Below are 17844 nucleotides of genomic sequence, written 5' to 3'. Positions count from 1 at the left end.
GCAATTCAGATGCCGCCGGGCGCCCGGCGCGGCACCCTGGAGGCATGGACAGCCAGCGCTCCGTGCGCCTCTCGAAGTACCTGGCGAAGCATCTGCGCCATGCGCCGGAACGGATCGGCCTCACCCTCGACGCGCAAGGCTGGGTGCCCGTGGACGCGCTCATGACGGCGGCCGCTCAGCATGGATTCCGGTTCTCCCGGACGGAGTTGGAGCAGGTGGTCGCCGGCAACGACAAGCAGCGCTACGCCATCGAGGGCGACCGGATCCGGGCGAACCAGGGCCACTCCGTGCGGGTGGAGCTCGATCTGGAGCCGGCCGTACCACCCGACCGGCTCTTCCACGGCACGGTGGGCCGCCGGCTGGCCGCCATCCGGGCCGAGGGGCTGCGGCCGATGTCGCGGCATGCCGTCCATCTCTCGCCCGATCGGGAGACCGCGACCCGGGTGGGCGCGCGCCGCGGCAGGCCCGTGGTACTGACCGTCGAGGCGGCCGCGATGCACCGGGCGGGCCATGTTTTCCAGGTCAGCGCCAATGGCGTGTGGCTCACCGACCGGGTACCGGCCGCATACCTCCGCTTCCCGGGCTGAGCCCTCCTGGAGCCGGGTTCCCCGCCGCCCGGGGCCGAAGCCCACAGCCCCGCGAGCCCACAGCCCCCCATGAGCCCGCACCCCATGAGCACACCCGGTGGCCCCGCCCCACCCAGCCTCAGAGCCCCGGCGCACCCCACACCGGAAACCACCGCGACAGGTCCTGCTCGATCGTCAGATCGTCCCCCAGCATCGCCCGCACCTGCAGTTCGAGCGGATTGTCGCGCTTCTCGCCGGCGCCCTGCTTGGGGGCGAAGGGGTAGAACGTGCCTCGCTTGTAGAGGTAGACCAACGCCAGCGGCCGCTGCCGTTCATCGCGGAAGCCGAGCAGCGAACACAGCAGCTGCGGGCCGAAACCCGCCTCCTCCAGCGAGGTGTTGACCGCGTGCAGGTCATTGACCAGGCCCGCCACGTCCTCCGCCGGATGCCGCGCGAGCAGCCACGAGTAGCCGTACGCGTCCTGGGAGAACTCCACCGAGCCGTCCAGCAGGGACTGCGCGTCCTCCTGGATGCGCGAGAACGCCCCGCCCTCGACGCTCGCGAAGCACACCGACCCCAGGCCGGTGGGCTCGAATCCGGCCGCGGCCTGGAGCGTCACCGCCGCAGCCGGCAGCGCGAAGAGCTGGTCGAGATCGGGGCGTACCGGCTTGCTGCGGCCGAGGAGGGCGTCCAGAAATCCCATGCGCGAGGTACTCCTTGCTCGTTACGGGCGGCAGCGTGCGTCACGGCCGTCCCAGTTCCGTCGCGATCCGGCCCAGCTGGTCCAGCCGCTGCTCCAGCGTCGGGTGCGAGGACAGCAGCGTGCTGAAGCTCTCCTTGTTGAACGCCGGGGCGAAGTAGAAGGCGTTGAACGGCTGCGCCTTGCGCAGGTCTTCGGTCGGGATCCGCGCGATCTGGCCGGTGACCTTGGTCAGCGCGGCGGCCAGCGCCGACGGGCGGCCGGTCAGCAGCGCGGCGGCCCGGTCGGCGGACAGCTCGCGGTAACGGGACAGCAACCTGGTCAGCAGGAAGCTGATCGCGTAGACGACCACGCTGACGGCGGTGACGATGAGCACGGCGATGGCCGCGTTCTGGTCACGGTTGTTGCGGCCGACCCCGCTCCACAGGGCGGCGCGGGTGATGATCCCGGCCAGCACGCCGAGGAACGAGGCGATGGTCATCACCGCGACGTCGCGGTGCGCGACGTGCGAGAGCTCATGGGCCAGCACGCCCTCCAGCTCCTCCGGCTCCAGCCGCCGGAGCAGCCCGGTCGTGGCGCAGACCATCGAATTCTTCTGGTTGCGGCCGGTGGCGAACGCGTTGGGGACATCCGACTCCGCGATCGCGACCCGGGGCTTGGGCATATCGGCCAGCGCACACAGCCGGTCGACGGCACCGTGCAGTTCGGGCGCCTGCTCCGGCGTGACCTCACGGGCCCCCATGCTGAATGCCGCGATCCGGTCGCTGTACCAGAACTGCGCGACGAACAGGGCACCGGCGATCAGCAGCACCACCACCCAGGCGCCCTTGAGCAACACCACCAGCACGCCGACGACCACCACGTACAGCAGTCCGATGAAGAACATCGTCGTCACCATGCGTGAGGTCAGCCCGCGGTCCGGGGCGAATCGGGTCTGTGCCATGGCTCCTCCACACGCCGCATTTCGCGCAGTGCGCCGGCCCGCTCGCGCGCCGTCCCCGCACCGCGCGCCGCGTACCTCGCACTGCGCCGCTGCCCCGATTCTCCCTCTTCGCAGCTATATGCGGGGTAAAGCCCAGGCCAGAAGACCACCGGGCGCGTCGGAGCGGCCGGTCCCCGGCATGCCGAGGGGCGGGCCGCTCCCGGAGGAGCCCCGTTACCGGCCCGCCCCCAGCTGCGCCAGCCCCTCCGTAGCGATCCGCTCGAAGACCGCGGGATCGGTCTCGAAGAGCGAATCGGCGATCGGCCAGTGCAGGACCAGCTCGTCGAAGCCCAGCTCGGCATGGCGTCCGGCGAAGTCGACGAACGCGTCCACGGAGTCCAGCGGACGGTCCGGGGTGAAGCCGGTCAGCATGATCTTTTGCAGCTCGGCGAGGTCCCGCCCCTGGTCGGCGCAGGCCTTCCCGAGCCGTTCGAGCTGCCTGCGGATCGCCTCGCGCGACTCGTCGGGCGTACCGCCCCCGTTGGAGACCTTGGGATCACCCGTCGTCACCCAGGCCTGGCCGTAGCGGGCGGCCAGCTTCAGCCCGCGCGGGCCGGTGGCCGCCACCGCGAACGGCAGCCGCGGCCGCTGCACACAGCCGGGGATGTTGCGCACCTCGTGGGCGGAGTAGTGCTCGCCCCGGTAGGAGACGACGTCCTGGGTCAGCATCCGGTCCAGCAGCCCGACGAATTCGGCGAAGCGGTCGGCCCGTTCCCGCGGCTCCCAGGGGTCCTGGCTCAGCGCGGTGGCGTCGAAGCCGTTGCCGCCGGCGCCGATGCCCAGGGTGACCCGGCCGGCGCTGATGTCGTCCAGGGAGATCAGTTCCTTGGCGAGGGTGACCGGGTGCCGGAAGTTCGGTGAGGTGACGAGGGTGCCCAGGCGCAGCCGGGACGTGGCGGCCGCGGCCGCGGTCAGCGTCGGCAGGGCGCCGAACCAGGCCTGGTCGCGGAAGCTCCGCCACGAGAGGTGGTCATAGGTGTACGCGGCGTGGAAACCCAGTTCCTCGGCGCGCTGCCACACCTCCCGCCCGCCTTGGGACCAACGGCGGACAGGGAGTATCACGGTGCTCAGTCGCATGCCCCCGAGCGTACGGCCGCCCGGGGGCGGCGGACGATCCGCTGCCGCGACGGTGCCGTCCACTACAGCGCCCCGCCGGGGCTCATGCGCGCAACCCACCGCCCGCCTGTGCACGGCGGTGCGGGAAGATGGCCCCGTGACTGATGCCTCCGCCACGCCATCCCGGGGCCCCGATACGGCCGTTGCGCCCCGGCTGATCGCCACCGACCTCGACGGCACACTGCTGCACGACGACAAGACGGTCTCCGACCGGACGATCGCCGCGCTCGCCGCCGCGGAGCGGGCCGGCATCGAGGTGTTCTTCGTCACCGGCCGCCCGGCCCGCTGGATGGGCGTGGTCAGCGACCATGTGCACGGACACGGCCTGGCGATCTGCGCGAACGGCGCGGCCGTCGTCGATCTGCACCACGGCGGCCGGATCGTCGAGGTCAGCCCCCTGGAGCGGACCGTCGCGCTGGCCGTCGTGGACGCGCTGCGCGACGCCGCGCCCGGTACCTCGTTCGCGGTCGAGCGCACCGGCGGCATCCACTACGAGCCGCAGTACCCGCCCCTCCTCCTGGACCCGGCCGCGGTCGTCGCGCCGGCGGAGAAGCTGCTCGCCGAGGACTTCGTCACCCCGCTGGGCCCGGAGGCGTCCCTGCCGGAGGACCCGGCCGGTGCCCCCGAGGCCCCCGCCTTCCCGGACCAGCCGGTGATCAAGCTGCTCGCGCACCACCCCGAGCTGGACCCCGACGCCTTTCTCGCGCTGGCCCGTACGGTCGCGGGCGAGCTCGCCTCCTTCACCCGGTCCAGCCCGACCGCCCTCCTGGAGATCAGCGGAACCGGAGTCAGCAAGGCGGGCACCCTCGCGCACTGCTGTGCGGAGCGCGGCATCGCGCCGGAGGAGGTCGTCGCCTTCGGGGACATGCCGAACGACATAGAGATGCTGACCTGGGCCGGCACCGCGTACGCGATGGCCAACGCCCACCCGGATGTCCTGGCCGCCACGGCGCGCCGCACCGCGTCCAACAACGACGACGGCGTCGCGGTCGTCATCGAGCGGATCCTCCAGGACGGCCACCGGCAGCGCTGAGCGCGCCTCCGTGCCGCCTCACAGCGGCGCCTCCCACCGCACCGTCGTCCCCGTGCCGGCCTCGCCCAGCCCCGGGCCGTAGGTGCTGCGCCCGCCCAGCGACTCCGCGCGCTTGGCGAGGTTCTTCAGGCCGCTGCGGCGACCGCCGTCCGGGATGCCGATACCGTCGTCGGCGACGGTCAGGCGGACGCCGCGGGTGCCGTCCGACAGCCTGATCGTGGCGTCGACGACGACCTCGATCCGGGTCGCCTGGGCGTGCCGGAAGGCGTTCGACAGCGCCTCGCGCAGCGCGGCGATCAGGTTCTTGCCGGTCAGCCCGCCGACCCGGGAGTCGACCGGCCCGATGAAGCTGGCCGAGGGCTGGAAGCCGAGCGGTACGGCGGCGGTGCCGATCTCGCGCAGGACCCGGGTCCGCAGCCCCGAGGGCGCCTCGGCCGGGCCCTGCTGCAGGGCGAAGATCGCGGTGCGGATCTCCTGGATCGTGACGTCCAGCTCGTCGACCGCCTTGCCGACGCCCAGCGCCACGTCCGGCACGATCGTTCTGCGCTGGGCGCTCTCCAGGATCATGCCCGTCGCGAACAGCCGTTGGATGACGAGGTCGTGCAGGTCACGGGCGATCCGGTCGCGGTCCTCGTAGACGGCCAGCCGCTCACGGTCGCGCTGGGCGTCGGCCAGCACCAGCGCCAGCGCGGCCTGCGCCGCGAACTGGGTGGCCAGCGTCCGCTCGGCGGCGGTGAACGGGCGGGCACCGCGGCTCCGCGGGGTCGCGAGGGTGCCGAGTACCCGTCCGCCGCTCTTGAGCGGCAGCATCATGCTGGGGCCGAAGCGCTGCGCGATGTCCGTGACCATGCGCGGGTCGCTGGCCGAGTCCTCCACGAACACCGGTTCCCCGGTGAGGAGTTGCTCGACCACCGGGCTGTCGTTCGGGATCTGCGTCCCCATGATCCCGGCGGGTTCGTCCGCCGACACCGCGACGATCTCCAGACCGCCTTCGTCATCCGGCAGCAGCACGATGCCGGCCGCCGAATCCGCCAGCTTCCGGGCCTGCTCGGCGACCACCGCGAGGGCATCGTCGACGTCGCTGCCGGCGAGGAGTTCGGTGGTCACGGCCACGGAACCGTCGATCCACCGCTCCCGCTGCCGGGTTGCCGCATGCAACCGGGCGTTGCCGATCGCGATACCGGCCTCGGTGGCCAGCACCCGCACCATGTGCAGGTCCTCCTCGCTGAACTCCGCGCCGCCGCGCTTCTCCGTCAGATACAGATTGCCGAAGACCTCGCCCTGCACCCGGATCGGCACCCCGAGGAACGTCCGCATCGGCGGGTGCCCGGGCGGGAACCCGACCGAGCGGGCGTCCTCGGTGAGGTTGCCCAGGCGCAGCGGCTCGGGATCGTGGATGAGCGCGCCGAGCAGGCCCTTGTGGCCGTCGGGCAGTGCGCCGATCTGCTCGTGCTGCGCAGTGGTCACGCCGTACGTCACGAAGTCCGAGAGCCCCGCGCGGGTCTCGTCGACGATCCCGATCGCGGCGTAGCGGGCGTCGGCGAGCTCGGCGGCGGTCGCCACGATCCGGTCGAGGGTGACGTGCAGGTCGAGCCCCGCCCCGACCGTCCGCATCGCCTCCAGCAGGTGCGGCACCCGCGCGGTCAGCTCGGGCGACAAACCCTGCAGACTGCGCGTGGCCTCGGTGGCGGCGTCGATGGGGTCCGGGGCCGCACCCTCGCCACCGGCCCCGAGGTCCCCCGGGTCCGGGGGTGGTGGTTCTGCCGTGGCTGCCATGCCATGAGCCTAATAACGGCTGTTTTCTAAGGAAAGTCCACGTATGGGACGAACTCCGCGGACTGTGCCCTATGCCACCTGCTGTGCCGCCCCGTACGCCGTGTCCACGGCCCGCTCGCGCTCCCGCATCCGCCGGAACGGACCCTCGGCCGCGGCCAGCTCGGCCGGGCTCCCGCTCTGCACGATCCGCCCGCAGTCCAGCACCAGCACCTCGTCGACCGCGTCGAGACCGGTGAGCCGGTGGGTGATCAGCACCGTCGTCCGCCCCTCGGTCGCGGCCAGGAGATCCGCGGTCAGCGCGTCGGCGGTGGCCAGATCGAGGTGCTCGGCGGGCTCGTCCAGGACGAGCACCGGGAAGTCCGCGAGCAGCGCACGCGCCAGGGCCAGCCGCTGCCGCTGGCCGCCGGACAGCCGAGCACCGTGCTCGCCGACCATGGTGTCCAGACCGTCGGGCAGCCCCCGCACCCAGTCCGCGAGCCGCGCCCGGCCGAGCGCGTCCCACAGGTCCTGGTCGGCGCCGTCCGGGGTCTCGCGGTCCCGGCGGGCGAGCCTGAGGTTCTCCCGCAGCGAGCTGTCGAAGAGGTGCGCGTCCTGCGCACACAGCCCCACCAGCCGCCGGACCGCATCGCCGTCGACCTCCCGGGCCTCCGTGCCGGCCAGTGTGTACGTCCCCGACTCCTGGTCCAGGAAGCGCAGCAGCACCTGCGCCAGCGTGGTCTTGCCGGAGCCGGACGGGCCGACGACGGCGAGCCGGTGCCCGGCCCGCAGGGTGAAGCCGACCCCGTCCAGCGCCGGCCGGTCCTGCCCCGGGTGGCGCGCGGTCAGATCCCGTACCACCAGCGGGAACGGCGTCGCGGGCGCGGCGGCCGGGGCGGCCGGCTCGCGCACCGGCACCGGGGCGTCCAGCACGTCGAAGACCCGCTCGGCGGCGTGCCGGGTGCGCCGGCGGTACTGCACCGCGAGCGGCAGCCCCGAGACCGCCTCGAACGCGGCGAGCGGGGTGAGCACGACGACCGCCAGCAGCACCCCGTCCAGCCGGCCCGCGTGCACCGCCTGGACACCGGCGACCGCCGCCGCGGCAGTGGTCAGCCCGCACAGCAGCGCCGACAGCCCGGCGCCGGCTCCGGCCACCGCGGCGGAACGGGAGGCGAGCGCGGTCAGGTCCCGGTCCGCGCGCCGCACCGCTTCGGTACGAGCGGTGAGCGCGCCGGCCACCGTCAGCTCGGCGGTGCCGGTGAGCACCTCGACGACCCGGGTGGCGAGCCGGCCCCGCGCCGGCGCCAGCTGACGCTCCGCCCGCCGGGCCAGGGCGCCCGAGAGCACCGGCACGCCCACGCCCGCGAGCAGCAGCCCGGCGGCGAGGATCGCCCCCGCCTGGGGCAGCAGCCATCCGGTGACGCCGACGGCGCCCGCACCGACCACCACCGCCGCCCCGACCGGCAGCAGCCAGCGCAGGAAGTAGTCCTGCACCGCATCGACATCGGCCACCAGCCGCGACAGCAGATCACCGCGGCGGCGACCGGTGAGCCCGGCCGGCGCCAGCCGCTCCAGCCGCTGAAAGACGGCGACGCGTACGTCGGCGAGCATCCGGAACACCGCGTCATGGGCGACCAGCCGCTCGGCGTACCGGAAGACCGCCCGCCCGATGCCGAACGCCCGGGTCGCGGTCACCGCCACCAGGAGATACAGCACCGGCGGCTGCTGGGCCGCGCGCGAGATCAGCCAGCCGGAGGTCGCCATCAGCCCCACCGCGCTGCCCAGCGCGAGGCTCCCCAGCAGCAGCGCCAGCCCCAGCCGTGCCCGGCGGGCGCGGGCCGTCCCGCGCAGCCGGGCGAGCGCAGCCCCGCGGGCGGGCCCCGCCGTCTCCTCTGCCGTTGCCTCGGTGGCGTCCGGGTCCCGAGGAGCGGGGATCACCGCCATTTCCCGGGGCACCGCCGCTGCCGTTACGGCGCCGGTGCGCGGCTCCGCCTCCCCGGCGCCGGCCGGCTCGGCCCCACCTGCCGGCGCCGCGGGGTCCGGCAGCCGCACCACCCGGTCCGCCACCGCCAGCAGCGCCGGCCGGTGGACGACGAGCAGGACCGTACGGCCGGCCGCGAGCCGGCGGACCGCGGCCACGATCGCCTCCTCGGTCGCGCCGTCCAGATTCGCGGTGGGCTCGTCCAGCAGCAGGATCGGGCGGTCGGCGAGAAAGGCGCGGGCGAGCGCGAGACGCTGACGCTGTCCGGCGGAGAGCCCGGCACCGGACTCGCCAAGCCGGGTCGCCATACCGTCCGGGAGGGCGTCGACGAAGTGCAGCGCATCCGCGTCGGCCAGGGCGGTGCGCACCGCGGCGTCCTCCGCTTCCGGCCGCGCCAGCCGTACGTTCTCGGCGATGCTGCCGGCGAACAGATGCGGCTGCTGCGGCACCCAGGCGATCCGCTGCCGCCAGCTCTCGGGGTCCAGGGACGCGATGTCCCGTCCGTCGACGAGGGCCCGGCCCTCGGCCGGTGCGGTGAAACCGAGCAGCACGCTCAGCAGCGTGGACTTACCGGCGCCGGAGGGCCCGACCAGCGCGACGGTCTCGCCGGGCAGGACCTCGAACGAGGTCGCGGGGAGCGAGGCTGTCCTCCGCCCGGGGTGCCGGACCACCAGGTTCTCGACGGCCAGCGCGGTGCCCCCGGGCGCGGGCGCGGTGCCGGGCACCGGCAGCGGCGTCTCCAGGACCGCGAAGATCTCCTCCGCGGCCGCCAGCCCCTCGGCCGCGGCGTGGTACTGCGCGCCGACCTGCCGCAGCGGCAGATACGCCTCGGGGGCCAGAACCAACACCATCAGGCCGGTGTAGAGATCGAGTTCGCCCTTCACCAGGCGCATGCCGATGCCGACCGCGACCAGCGCGACGGAGAGGGTGGCGAGGAGTTCGAGGGCGAAGGAGGAGAGAAAGGCGATCCGCAGCGTGCGCAGCGTCGCCCGGCGGTAGGCACCGGTGATGGACCGGATGGAGGCGGCCTGGGCCTTGGCCCGGCCGAAGACCTTGAGGGTGGGCAGCCCCTCCACGACGTCCAGGAAGTGACCCGACAGCCGGGCGAGCAGCCGCCACTGGCGGTCCATCCGCGACTGGGTCGCCCAGCCGATCAGGACCATGAACAGCGGGATCAGCGGCAGGGTGAGCACGATGGTGAGGGCCGAGATCCAGTCGCCGGTGACGATCCGCGCGAGCACCGCCACCGGGACCACGACCGCCAGCCCCAGCTGCGGCAGATAGCGCGCGAAGTAGTCGTCCAGAGCGTCGATACCGCGGGTGGCAAGGTTGGTGAGCTCACCGGTGTGCCACGTGGCACCGTACGACGATTCCTCGGACGTGGTGGCCGGGCTGGGGGCACGGAGGGTGGAGCCCAGCCGCGCCGCGCGCTCGATCAGCCGCGTCCGCAGCTCGGACTTGACCGCCGCACCGGCACGGTGAGCCGCCAGCTCGGTGAGCCAGGAGACCAGACCGCGTCCGACGGAGACCGCGGCGAGCAGGACCAGCGGGGTGGTCAGGTGGCCGGGACCGAGACCGTGCTGGAAGGCGCCGACCACGATCTCGGCGATCAGCATCGCCTGGCCGACGACCAGGCCCGCTCCGGCCAGCCCGAGCACCACCACCGCGACGAGGAAGCCCCGGGTGGCGCGGGCGTAGCGGAGCAGACGCGGGTCGACGGGTTTCACGTGAAACATTCCCTCCTGCCGGGGCCGCCCCGAAGGGCGGCCGCTCGGCCGGCGTGATCCACCGGACAGGCTCTAGTGGGCATCGGCGAGGTGCTGGGTGCCGATGCGCTTGCGGAAGACCCAGTACGTCCACCCCTGGTAGAGCATCACGAGGGGCGCGGCGAACCAGGCACCCCAGGTCAGGATCTTCAGGGTGTACGGGCTGGACGAGGCATTGCTGACGGTGAGGCTCCAGCTCGCGTTCAGCGTGGACGGCATGACGTTCGGGAAGAGCGTCAGGAACAGCATCGAGACCGTGGCCACGATCGTGACGCCCGAGAACACGAAGGCCCAGCCCTCGCGGCCCAGCCGGTTGGCTCCCAGCGCCGCGACCAGCGCGAGCGCCGCGACCAGCAGGACGACCAGGCTGGTGCGGTCGCCCTGGGCGGCCTGGGTCCAGCCCAGGAAGCCGAGCACCAGCACCGCGGCCGTCAGCCCGACGACGGTCGCCGTCCGGCGTGCCCGCTCCCGGATGTCGCCGACGGTCTTGAGCGAGGCGAACACCGCACCGTGGAAGGTGAACAGCGTCAGCGTGACCAGCCCGCCGAGGAGCGCGTAGGGGTGGAAGAGGTCGAGCAGGCTGCCGACGTACTCCTTGTGGGCATCGATCTTCACGCCGTGCACGACGTTGCCGAAGATGACGCCCCACAGCACCGCGGGCAGCAGCGAGGCCCAGAAGATCACCTGCTCCCAGTTGCGCTGCCAGCGCTCCTCGGGCCGCTTGACGCGGTACTCGAAGGCGACACCGCGCAGGATCAGGCAGACCAGGATCAGCAGTACCGGCAGATAGAAGCCGGAGAACAGGGTGGCGTACCAGTCGGGGAAGGCCGCGAAGGTCCCGCCGGCCGCGCTGAGCAGCCAGACCTCGTTGCCGTCCCAGACCGGCCCGATGGTGTTGATCAGTACGCGTCGCTCGCGTCGGTCGCGGGCGAGGAGCTTGGTGAGGACGCCGATCCCGAAGTCGAACCCTTCGAGGAAGAAGTACCCGACCCAGAGGAAGGCGATGAGGACGAACCAGACGTCGTGGAGTTGCACGGTCGCCTCCTAGTACGAGAAGGCCATCGGCCGGTCGGCGTCCGTGCTGTCGCCGCCGATCCTGGTGGGCGGATTGAGGTCGGAGTCGGTGAGCTCCTGCGGGCCTGCCTTGACGTACTTCACCAGCAGCTTGACCTCGACGACGGCGAGGATCGCGTAGAGCGCGGTGAAGACGATCATCGACGTGAGCACCTCGCCCTGCGAGACGCCGGGGGACACCGCGTCCGAGGTGCGCAGCACGCCGTAGACGACCCAGGGCTGGCGGCCCATCTCGGTGAATATCCAGCCCCACGAATTCGCGATCAGCGGGAAGCCGAGGGTGACGAAGGCGAGTGACCAGTACGCCCTGGTCAGCCGGGCACCGAGCACCTTGTTCTTGGTGAGCGCGAGATGGGGTGGTTCCTCGTCCCCCGTCCGCAGCCCCGGCGCGAGCCAGAACTTCTTACGGGTGAGCCAGAGGCCGGCCAGCCCGATGGCGAACGACGACATCCCGAAGCCGATCATCCAGCGGAAGCCCCAGTAGGCGACCGGGATGTTGGGCCGGTAGTCACCGGGCCCGAACTTCTGCTGCTCGGACTTGTTGACGTCGTTGATGCCGGGGACCGGCGAGGTGAAGTCGCTGTGCGCGAGGAAGGAGAGCAGACCGGGGATCTCGATGGCGACGTCGTTGTGCCCCTTTTCGACATCTCCGTAGGCGAAGACCGAGAACGGCGCCGGCTCCTCCTTGTCCCACAGCGCCTCGGCGGCGGCCATCTTCATCGGCTGCTGCTGGAACATGACCTTGCCGAGCGAGTCACCGCTGATCGCGGTGAGGACACCGGCGATGACCAGGGTGACCAGCCCGAGCCGCAGCGAGGTGCGCATGACCTTGATGTGCTTCTTGCGCATCAGATGGAAGGCGGCGATGCCGACGATGAACGCGCCGCCGGTCAGGAAGGCCGCGGTCAGCGTGTGGAAGGCCACGACCAGGGTGGTGTCCTGGGTCAGCACCTTCCAGAAGTCGGTCAGCTCGGCACGGCCGGTGGTGGCGTTGTACTTGTAGCCGACCGGGTGCTGCATCCAGGAGTTCGCCGCCAGGATGAAGTACGCCGACAGGATCGTGCCGATCGAGACCATCCACATGCAGAAGCAGTGGATCTTCTTCGGCAGCTTGTCCCAGCCGAAGATCCACAGACCGATGAATGTGGACTCGAAGAAGAAGGCGATCAGCGCCTCAAGGGCCAGCGGGGCACCGAAGACGTCCCCGACGAACCGCGAGTAGTCGGACCAGTTCATCCCGAACTGGAATTCCTGGACGATGCCGGTGACCACACCCATCGCGATGTTGATCAAAAACAGCTTGCCCCAGAACTTCGTGGCCTTGAGGTACTGCTGCTTCCCCGTGCGTACCCATGCGGTCTCCAGCCCGGCCACCAGAGCGGCGAGGGAGATCGTCAGGGGGACGAACAGGAAGTGGTAGACGGTCGTGATGCCGAATTGCCATCGCGCCAGAGTCTCCGGCGCCAGCGCCAGTTCCACGCCGCTTCCTCCTTACGTCGCCGTTGCACAGCGCCAGTGCCCCTTTTGCACCACATAAAGCGGCACATAAAAGGCGCGCTTGTGAACGCGTTCACATTCACAAGGAATTATCTCCTATCGGTCTTCCGCCTTGCCTATGGGGGGTGCGTGACCGCGGTCACGCCCGAATCCACGGTGCGCCGGGCAGAAAAATTCCGAGGCCGCGGGTCCAGGGAAGGAACCCACGGCCTCGGAGGAGCCGTACGACGGTTCAGAGCGCCTTGCGGAACTCCTCCGCGGCCTGGAGGAACAGATCCATCGCCGGGCTCTCGCCGATCGTCACCCGCACACCCTCGCCGGGGAACGGCCGGACCACCACGCCGGCCCGCTCACAGGCCGCCGCGAAGTCGGTCGTCCGGTCGCCCAGCCGCAGCCAGACGAAATTGGCCTGCGTCTCGGGAACCGTCCAGCCCTGCCCGAGCAGCCCCTCCACCACCCGCGCCCGTTCGGCCACCAGCGCGTCGACCCGCTCCAGCAGCGCCGCCTCGCTGCGCAGCGAGGCCACCGCCGCCTCCTGCGCGAGCTGGCTCACACCGAACGGCACCGCCGTCTTGCGCAGCGCGGCGGCCACCGGCTCGTGCGCCACCGCGAAGCCGACCCGCAGACCCGCCAGGCCGTACGCCTTGGAGAAGGTACGCAGCACACACACATTGGGGCGGTCCCGGTAGAGGTCGAGACCGTTCGGCACCTCGGCATCGCGCACGAATTCGCAGTAGGCCTCGTCCAGCACCACCAGCACGTCGTCCGGCACCCGGTCCAGGAAGGACTCCAGCTCCGCACGGCGCACGACGGTGCCGGTGGGGTTGTTGGGGTTGCAGACGAAGATCAGCCGGGTCCGGTCGGTGATCGCCGCGAGCATGGCCTCCAAGTCGTGCACCTCATCGGAGTCCAGCGGGACCTGCACGGGCGTGGCGCCGGAGACCTGCGTGACGATCGGGTACGCCTCGAACGACCGCCAGGCGTAGATCACTTCATCGCCCGGCCCGGCCGTCGACTGGATCAGCTGCTGGGCCACGCCCACCGAACCGGTGCCGGTCGCCAGATGCTCCACCGGCACCGAGAACCGCTCGGACAGTTCCGCCATCAGGCCCGTGCAGGCCATGTCGGGGTAGCGGTTGAAGGAACCGGCGGCGGTCACCGCGCTCTCCAGGACACCCGGCAGCGGCGGATAGGGGTTCTCGTTGGAGGACAGCTTGTAGGTGACGGGGCCGCCGGCCGCCGCCGGCCGGCCCGGCTTGTAGGTGGGGATGCCGTCCAGCGCAGTACGCAGCTTCGGGGTCTTCTCGCTCACCGCAGTCCTCCTCGACTGTCCCGCTCGTCTCCAATACTGCACACCTTATGAGGATTGACCCGTTCGGCGGCAGCCCCGACGCCGCCGGGGTGCCCCACGCGCCCCTGGCACCCTCACCCGGACGGCCCCGCGCAACGCCGTCGAAGGGCGCTGCCCGATCCGGTGCGCGCCGGTGGCTCGCGCCGTGGCGCGCGTCCCCCGTCAAGGTGACTTGAGGCCACTCCGAGACCTGAACCGACCGAGAGGTAAAGCCGCCGCATCTCCCCCGGAATAACTGCTTCCCTCACCAACTACCTGCGAATTAAGGCTACTTGGTGGCTTTCCACCATGCAGAAACGTGTCTTTCCGAAGCCGTCACCCAACCCCCGTGAAGAGCTCTCATGAGCCCTACTATCGGCTCGCCATGACAGCAGCAGGGAAGCACCAGGTGAGCCGGTCAACCGGTCGCCGGCTGGGGCGTGCGGGCATCCGGGACGTGGCCGCCGCAGCCGGTGTGTCGATCACGACTGTCTCCGACGCGCTCAACGGCAAGGGCCGGCTTCCGGATGCCACCCGTAGCCATGTCCGCGAGGTGGCCGACCGGCTGGGCTACCGCCCGTCCGCAGCCGCCCGCACCCTCCGTACCGGCAAGTCGGGCCTCCTCGGCCTGACCGTGACCACGTACGGGGATGAACCTTTCACCTTCACCGAATTCGCGTACTTCGCCGAGATGGCCAGAGCCGCCACCTCCGCGGCCCTGGCCCGCGGCTATGCGCTGGTCATCCTCCCCGCGACCTCCCGCCACGACGTGTGGTCCAACGTCGCCCTGGACGGCACCGTCGTCATCGACCCCGCCGACGGCGACCCCGTCGTCACGGAGCTCGTCCGGCACGGCATCCCCGTCGTCTCCGACGGCCGGCCCGGCGGCGCGCTGCCGGTCACCGGCTGGGTCGACAACGATCACGAGGCAGCCGTCCTCGGCCTCCTCGACCACCTCGCCGACGCCGGCGCCCGCCGCATCGGGCTGCTCACCGGCAACACCACCGACACCTACACACGACTGTCGACCACCGCCTACCTGCACTGGTGCGAGCGGGTCGGCCAGGACCCGGTGTACGAGTCCTACCCGGCACACGACCCGTGCGCGGGGGCCGTCGCCGCCGACCGGCTGCTGGCCCGCCCGGACCGCCCGGACGCGGTGTACGGGCTCTTCGACCCCAACGGCACGGACCTGCTCGCCGCCGCCCGGCGCTACGGGCTGCGGGTGCCGGAGGACCTGCTGCTGGTGTGCTGCAGCGAGTCCACGCTCTACGCCGCCACCGAACCGCCCGTCACCACGCTGTCCCTCAAGCCGCGCCGTATCGGCACCGCCGTCGTCCAGATCCTCATCGACGCCATCGAGGGACTCGACACCGGGCGGCCCATCGAACAGGTCATACCGACCGACCTGATCATCCGGGCCTCGTCCCAGCGACGCTCTCCCCGAACGACCGTCAGTCCACCACGGGCACCCACCGGCGACTGACCTTGATCGCACATACGGAGGACCGAACGCTCCCTTGCGCACGGAAAAAACAGGGCGATCCCGGGAGAAATCATCCGCGAACGCCGGGCTCCGGCGGATTGACCACCCCCGGGTGCGTCACAACCCGCTACCGGCATTCCTATGATGGGCGCACGACACCGCGGACCGCCGTCGACCAGGCAAAGGTCCGAGAGGTGCACGGCGGCGCGACGGTGGAGGGGTCGATGACTCAGGGGGCCAGTCAGGGACCCATGGTGTGGACCATGGCGGGAGAAACTCCGGCGTCTGTACCGCCGCCCGGAGTGCCCTCCGGCATGTCCGCCGGGTCCCCCGTGCCGCCGGCCGGCCCTCCGCTCCATCTGCCCGCCGGCTCCCCGGCCGCGCCTCCCGTGGTGCCGCCCGCCGCCCCGCCGGCCGACATGCCCGAGGAGTACACGCCGACCGCGCGTGACCTGCCCATCATCAAGCCCGGCCGGACCGAGACCCTGATCGACCGCCCGGCCGTCGTCCCGGTGCCCGAACCGGCCCCGGACCCCGACGCGCCCGACGGCTTGGGCCCGTTGTACGTCGTCGGCGATGTGCACGGCTACTACGACGAGTTGCGCGAGGCGCTCGCCGCCGAGGGTCTGATCGACGCCGACGGCAGCTGGGCGGCCGGCAATGCCCGGCTCTGGTTCCTCGGCGACTTCACCGACCGCGGCCCGGACGGCATCGGCGTCATCGACCTCGTCATGCAGCTCTCCGCCGAGGCCGCGGCCGCCGGCGGCTACTGCAAGGCCCTGATGGGCAACCACGAACTGCTGCTGCTGGGCGCCAAGCGGTTCGGCGACACCCCCGTGCAGTCCGGTGCCGGCACCGCCTCCTTCCAGGCCGCCTGGCTCCTCAACGGCGGCCAGAAGACCGACATGGACCGCCTGGAGGACCACCACCTCCAGTGGATGGCCCGGCTGGACGCCGTGATGGAGGAGGACGGGCATCTGCTCGTGCACTCCGACACCACCGCCTACCTGGATTACGGCGACTCCATCGAGGCAGTCAACGACACCGTGCACGACGTGCTCACCCGCAGCGAGGCGGACGAAGTCTGGGATCTGTTCCGCAAGTTCACCAAGCGCTTCGCCTTCCGCGACGAGTCCGGCTCCCAGGCCGTGCGGGAACTCCTCGACGCGTACGGCGGCGACCGCGTCGTCCACGGCCACAGCCCGATCCCGTATCTGCTGGGCGAGGTCGGCGCGGAGGACGGCGAGAGCGAGAGTGTCGCGGTCGACGGTCCGCATGTCTACGCCGACGGTCTGGCCATCGCCATGGACGGCGGAATCACGATGGCCGGGAAGCTGCTGGTCGTTCAACTTCCTTTGGCCGGCTGAACGTTATCGGGTCAGGCGGACACGGAGCGGGAGGCCGGAGGCCAGGAGGGAAGCGGGTGACGACACGGGCGGAAACCGGTCGCGGCATTACTCAAATTCCGCAAACTCTCTGTCACGCCGCGCCGGAGTCGCTCTACCATCGGTCTATCCGTAGCAGGCTCTCCTCCGTTTCCGCCCACTACCCGGCCCACGCCGGCCGTACGGCCCTACGGAGCATCGGGGGATCCATATGAACAGCGCTCCGCACCTGCTGAACGAGGACCGCGCGGAATTTGCGCGCATCCTCGATGACGCGCTGCGTACCGCCGAATACCGCCCGGGCGACCTCACCGCCGCCGCGGGAAAACAGCTCAGCACCGAGCAGTTGCGCGCGATGGCGCTCAGCGCCACCACCGCCATCGCCGCCTGCGCCACGGCCGAATATCAGCGCTATGTGCAGCTCCGCGCCGAGGTACGCGCACCGGCGCGTGCGCCGTCCGTGGCCACTACCGACGGCGCGGAGTCGACCGGGGCCGCTGACGGGGGTGCGGGACCGGCCACCGCCGCCGCGATGGACGAGGCCGAAACCACCGGCGCCGGGCTGACCGCCATGATCGCCGTGCTCGCCCCGGTCCTCGCCGGCATCGCCGCCGTCCTCTTCCTCCTCATCGGATATGTGCTGAGCGCCATCAGCCCCGACAAGTCCCTGGCCCGGCCGCTGATCAGCGTCGGCTGGATCTTCGCGGCACTGACCGCAGCGGGCACCCTCGTCGCGATGGGCGGTCTGCTCGTCACCGCGCTGCGCAACGGCTCGACCGCCCAGACCGCCGGAACCGATGACGTGGGCGAGGCACTGCAGCTGGCCCGCGAGGCCTGGCGCAGCGCCCTCCTGGAGCGCGGGCTGCTGCCGTTTCTCCGAGAGGCCCTCGCCGACCCCGCGGCCACGCCGGACGACGACCCCACCCGCTACGTCCCCCGCCGGAGCACCTCACCCGAGAGCCGTATCCCGACCCTCGGCTATACCCGCCCCGAGTTCACCAGCCCCGACAGCGGGTCCTCCGGCTCCCGTCCGCGCTACTCCAGCCCGGACTTCACCAGCCCGGAATACGGCGGGCCGGACCACCAGCCGGAGTAGGGCCGGGAGGGGATGCTGGAGAAGTCCAAGGAGTTCGCCGCCGCAGGGAACCGGGTGTACCTGCCGCTGGCCGACTGACC

13 protein-coding genes are annotated in these 17844 nt (G+C 71.6%); 5 read left to right on the top strand and 8 right to left on the bottom strand.

Annotation, left to right across the window (positions count from 1 at the left end):
* Nucleotides 1-44: 44 nt before the first annotated feature.
* Entirely contained in the window at nucleotides 45-587 is a 543-nt protein-coding gene (locus EST92_RS18945) for an RNA 2'-phosphotransferase (RefSeq protein WP_129282073.1), read from the top strand.
* Nucleotides 588-705: 118 nt separating this feature from the next.
* Here EST92_RS18945 and EST92_RS18940 read toward each other — a convergent pair whose 3' ends face one another.
* The 3 genes from EST92_RS18940 to EST92_RS18930 form a co-directional block, all read right to left on the bottom strand.
* Complete coding sequence (locus tag EST92_RS18940) at nucleotides 706-1269, bottom strand: hypothetical protein (RefSeq protein WP_129282072.1); 564 nt, start codon at nucleotides 1267-1269, stop codon at nucleotides 706-708.
* Nucleotides 1270-1309: 40 nt separating this feature from the next.
* Nucleotides 1310-2209, bottom strand: coding sequence for a zinc metalloprotease HtpX (gene htpX / locus EST92_RS18935; protein ID WP_006604356.1), 900 nt, complete (start codon nucleotides 2207-2209; stop codon nucleotides 1310-1312).
* 213 nt (nucleotides 2210-2422) lie between these two features.
* Nucleotides 2423-3325, bottom strand: coding sequence for an LLM class flavin-dependent oxidoreductase (locus EST92_RS18930; protein WP_129282071.1), 903 nt, complete (start codon nucleotides 3323-3325; stop codon nucleotides 2423-2425).
* Nucleotides 3326-3461: 136 nt separating this feature from the next.
* Between EST92_RS18930 and EST92_RS18925 the strand changes: the two genes are divergently transcribed.
* Nucleotides 3462-4397, top strand: coding sequence for a Cof-type HAD-IIB family hydrolase (locus EST92_RS18925; RefSeq protein WP_129282070.1), 936 nt, complete (start codon nucleotides 3462-3464; stop codon nucleotides 4395-4397).
* A gap of 18 nt (nucleotides 4398-4415) precedes the next feature.
* On the opposite strand, the gene EST92_RS18920 is transcribed toward EST92_RS18925, so the two are convergent.
* The 5 genes from EST92_RS18920 to hisC form a co-directional block, all read right to left on the bottom strand.
* The gene (locus EST92_RS18920) at nucleotides 4416-6095 is read right to left on the bottom strand and encodes a GAF domain-containing protein (RefSeq protein WP_129282080.1); all 1680 of its coding nucleotides are present in this window, start codon (nucleotides 6093-6095) and stop codon (nucleotides 4416-4418) included.
* A gap of 147 nt (nucleotides 6096-6242) precedes the next feature.
* Nucleotides 6243-9866, bottom strand: coding sequence for a thiol reductant ABC exporter subunit CydD (cydD, locus tag EST92_RS18915; RefSeq protein WP_129282069.1), 3624 nt, complete (start codon nucleotides 9864-9866; stop codon nucleotides 6243-6245).
* 63 nt (nucleotides 9867-9929) lie between these two features.
* Nucleotides 9930-10931, bottom strand: a complete 1002-nt coding sequence (gene cydB, locus EST92_RS18910; RefSeq protein ID WP_129282068.1) for a cytochrome d ubiquinol oxidase subunit II — start codon at nucleotides 10929-10931, stop codon at nucleotides 9930-9932.
* Between the two features lie 9 nt (nucleotides 10932-10940).
* Nucleotides 10941-12449 (bottom strand): cytochrome ubiquinol oxidase subunit I, encoded by a 1509-nt coding sequence (locus EST92_RS18905; RefSeq protein ID WP_129282067.1) that lies wholly within the window; start codon nucleotides 12447-12449, stop codon nucleotides 10941-10943.
* A gap of 250 nt (nucleotides 12450-12699) precedes the next feature.
* Nucleotides 12700-13779: a histidinol-phosphate transaminase gene (gene hisC / locus EST92_RS18900; RefSeq protein ID WP_129282066.1), complete on the bottom strand. Its 1080-nt coding sequence runs from the start codon at nucleotides 13777-13779 to the stop codon at nucleotides 12700-12702.
* 403 nt (nucleotides 13780-14182) lie between these two features.
* Here hisC and EST92_RS18895 point away from each other — a divergent pair, with 403 nt between their 5' ends.
* The 3 genes from EST92_RS18895 to EST92_RS18885 all read left to right on the top strand — a co-directional run bounded on the left by EST92_RS18895 (nucleotide 14183) and on the right by EST92_RS18885 (nucleotide 17764).
* Nucleotides 14183-15283, top strand: a complete 1101-nt coding sequence (locus tag EST92_RS18895; RefSeq protein ID WP_093484204.1) for a LacI family DNA-binding transcriptional regulator — start codon at nucleotides 14183-14185, stop codon at nucleotides 15281-15283.
* A gap of 224 nt (nucleotides 15284-15507) precedes the next feature.
* Nucleotides 15508-16650, top strand: coding sequence for a metallophosphoesterase (locus EST92_RS18890; RefSeq protein ID WP_129282065.1), 1143 nt, complete (start codon nucleotides 15508-15510; stop codon nucleotides 16648-16650).
* Between the two features lie 229 nt (nucleotides 16651-16879).
* The gene (locus tag EST92_RS18885) at nucleotides 16880-17764 is read left to right on the top strand and encodes a hypothetical protein (RefSeq protein ID WP_174244060.1); all 885 of its coding nucleotides are present in this window, start codon (nucleotides 16880-16882) and stop codon (nucleotides 17762-17764) included.
* Nucleotides 17765-17844 lie beyond the last annotated feature (80 nt).

Origin of the sequence: Streptomyces sp. TM32 (genome assembly GCF_004122755.1) — a bacterium.
GTDB lineage: Bacteria > Actinomycetota > Actinomycetes > Streptomycetales > Streptomycetaceae > Streptomyces > Streptomyces sioyaensis.
The sequence above is the reverse complement of the archived record's forward strand: the minus strand, read 5'-3'. Positions and strand labels throughout refer to the sequence as shown.

What these genes read in the sequence shown, in the direction of transcription:
- EST92_RS18945 (WP_129282073.1), top strand. Translation starts at nt 45, where the DNA reads ATGGACAGCCAGCGCTCCGTGCGCCTCTCGAAGTACCTGGCGAAGCAT.
- EST92_RS18940 (WP_129282072.1), bottom strand. Translation starts at nt 1,269, where the DNA reads ATGGGATTTCTGGACGCCCTCCTCGGCCGCAGCAAGCCGGTACGCCCC.
- htpX (WP_006604356.1), bottom strand. Translation starts at nt 2,209, where the DNA reads ATGGCACAGACCCGATTCGCCCCGGACCGCGGGCTGACCTCACGCATG.
- EST92_RS18930 (WP_129282071.1), bottom strand. Translation starts at nt 3,325, where the DNA reads ATGCGACTGAGCACCGTGATACTCCCTGTCCGCCGTTGGTCCCAAGGC.
- cydD (WP_129282069.1), bottom strand. Translation starts at nt 9,866, where the DNA reads ATGTTTCACGTGAAACCCGTCGACCCGCGTCTGCTCCGCTACGCCCGC.
- EST92_RS18895 (WP_093484204.1), top strand. Translation starts at nt 14,183, where the DNA reads ATGACAGCAGCAGGGAAGCACCAGGTGAGCCGGTCAACCGGTCGCCGG.
- EST92_RS18890 (WP_129282065.1), top strand. Translation starts at nt 15,508, where the DNA reads ATGACTCAGGGGGCCAGTCAGGGACCCATGGTGTGGACCATGGCGGGA.
- EST92_RS18885 (WP_174244060.1), top strand. Translation starts at nt 16,880, where the DNA reads ATGAACAGCGCTCCGCACCTGCTGAACGAGGACCGCGCGGAATTTGCG.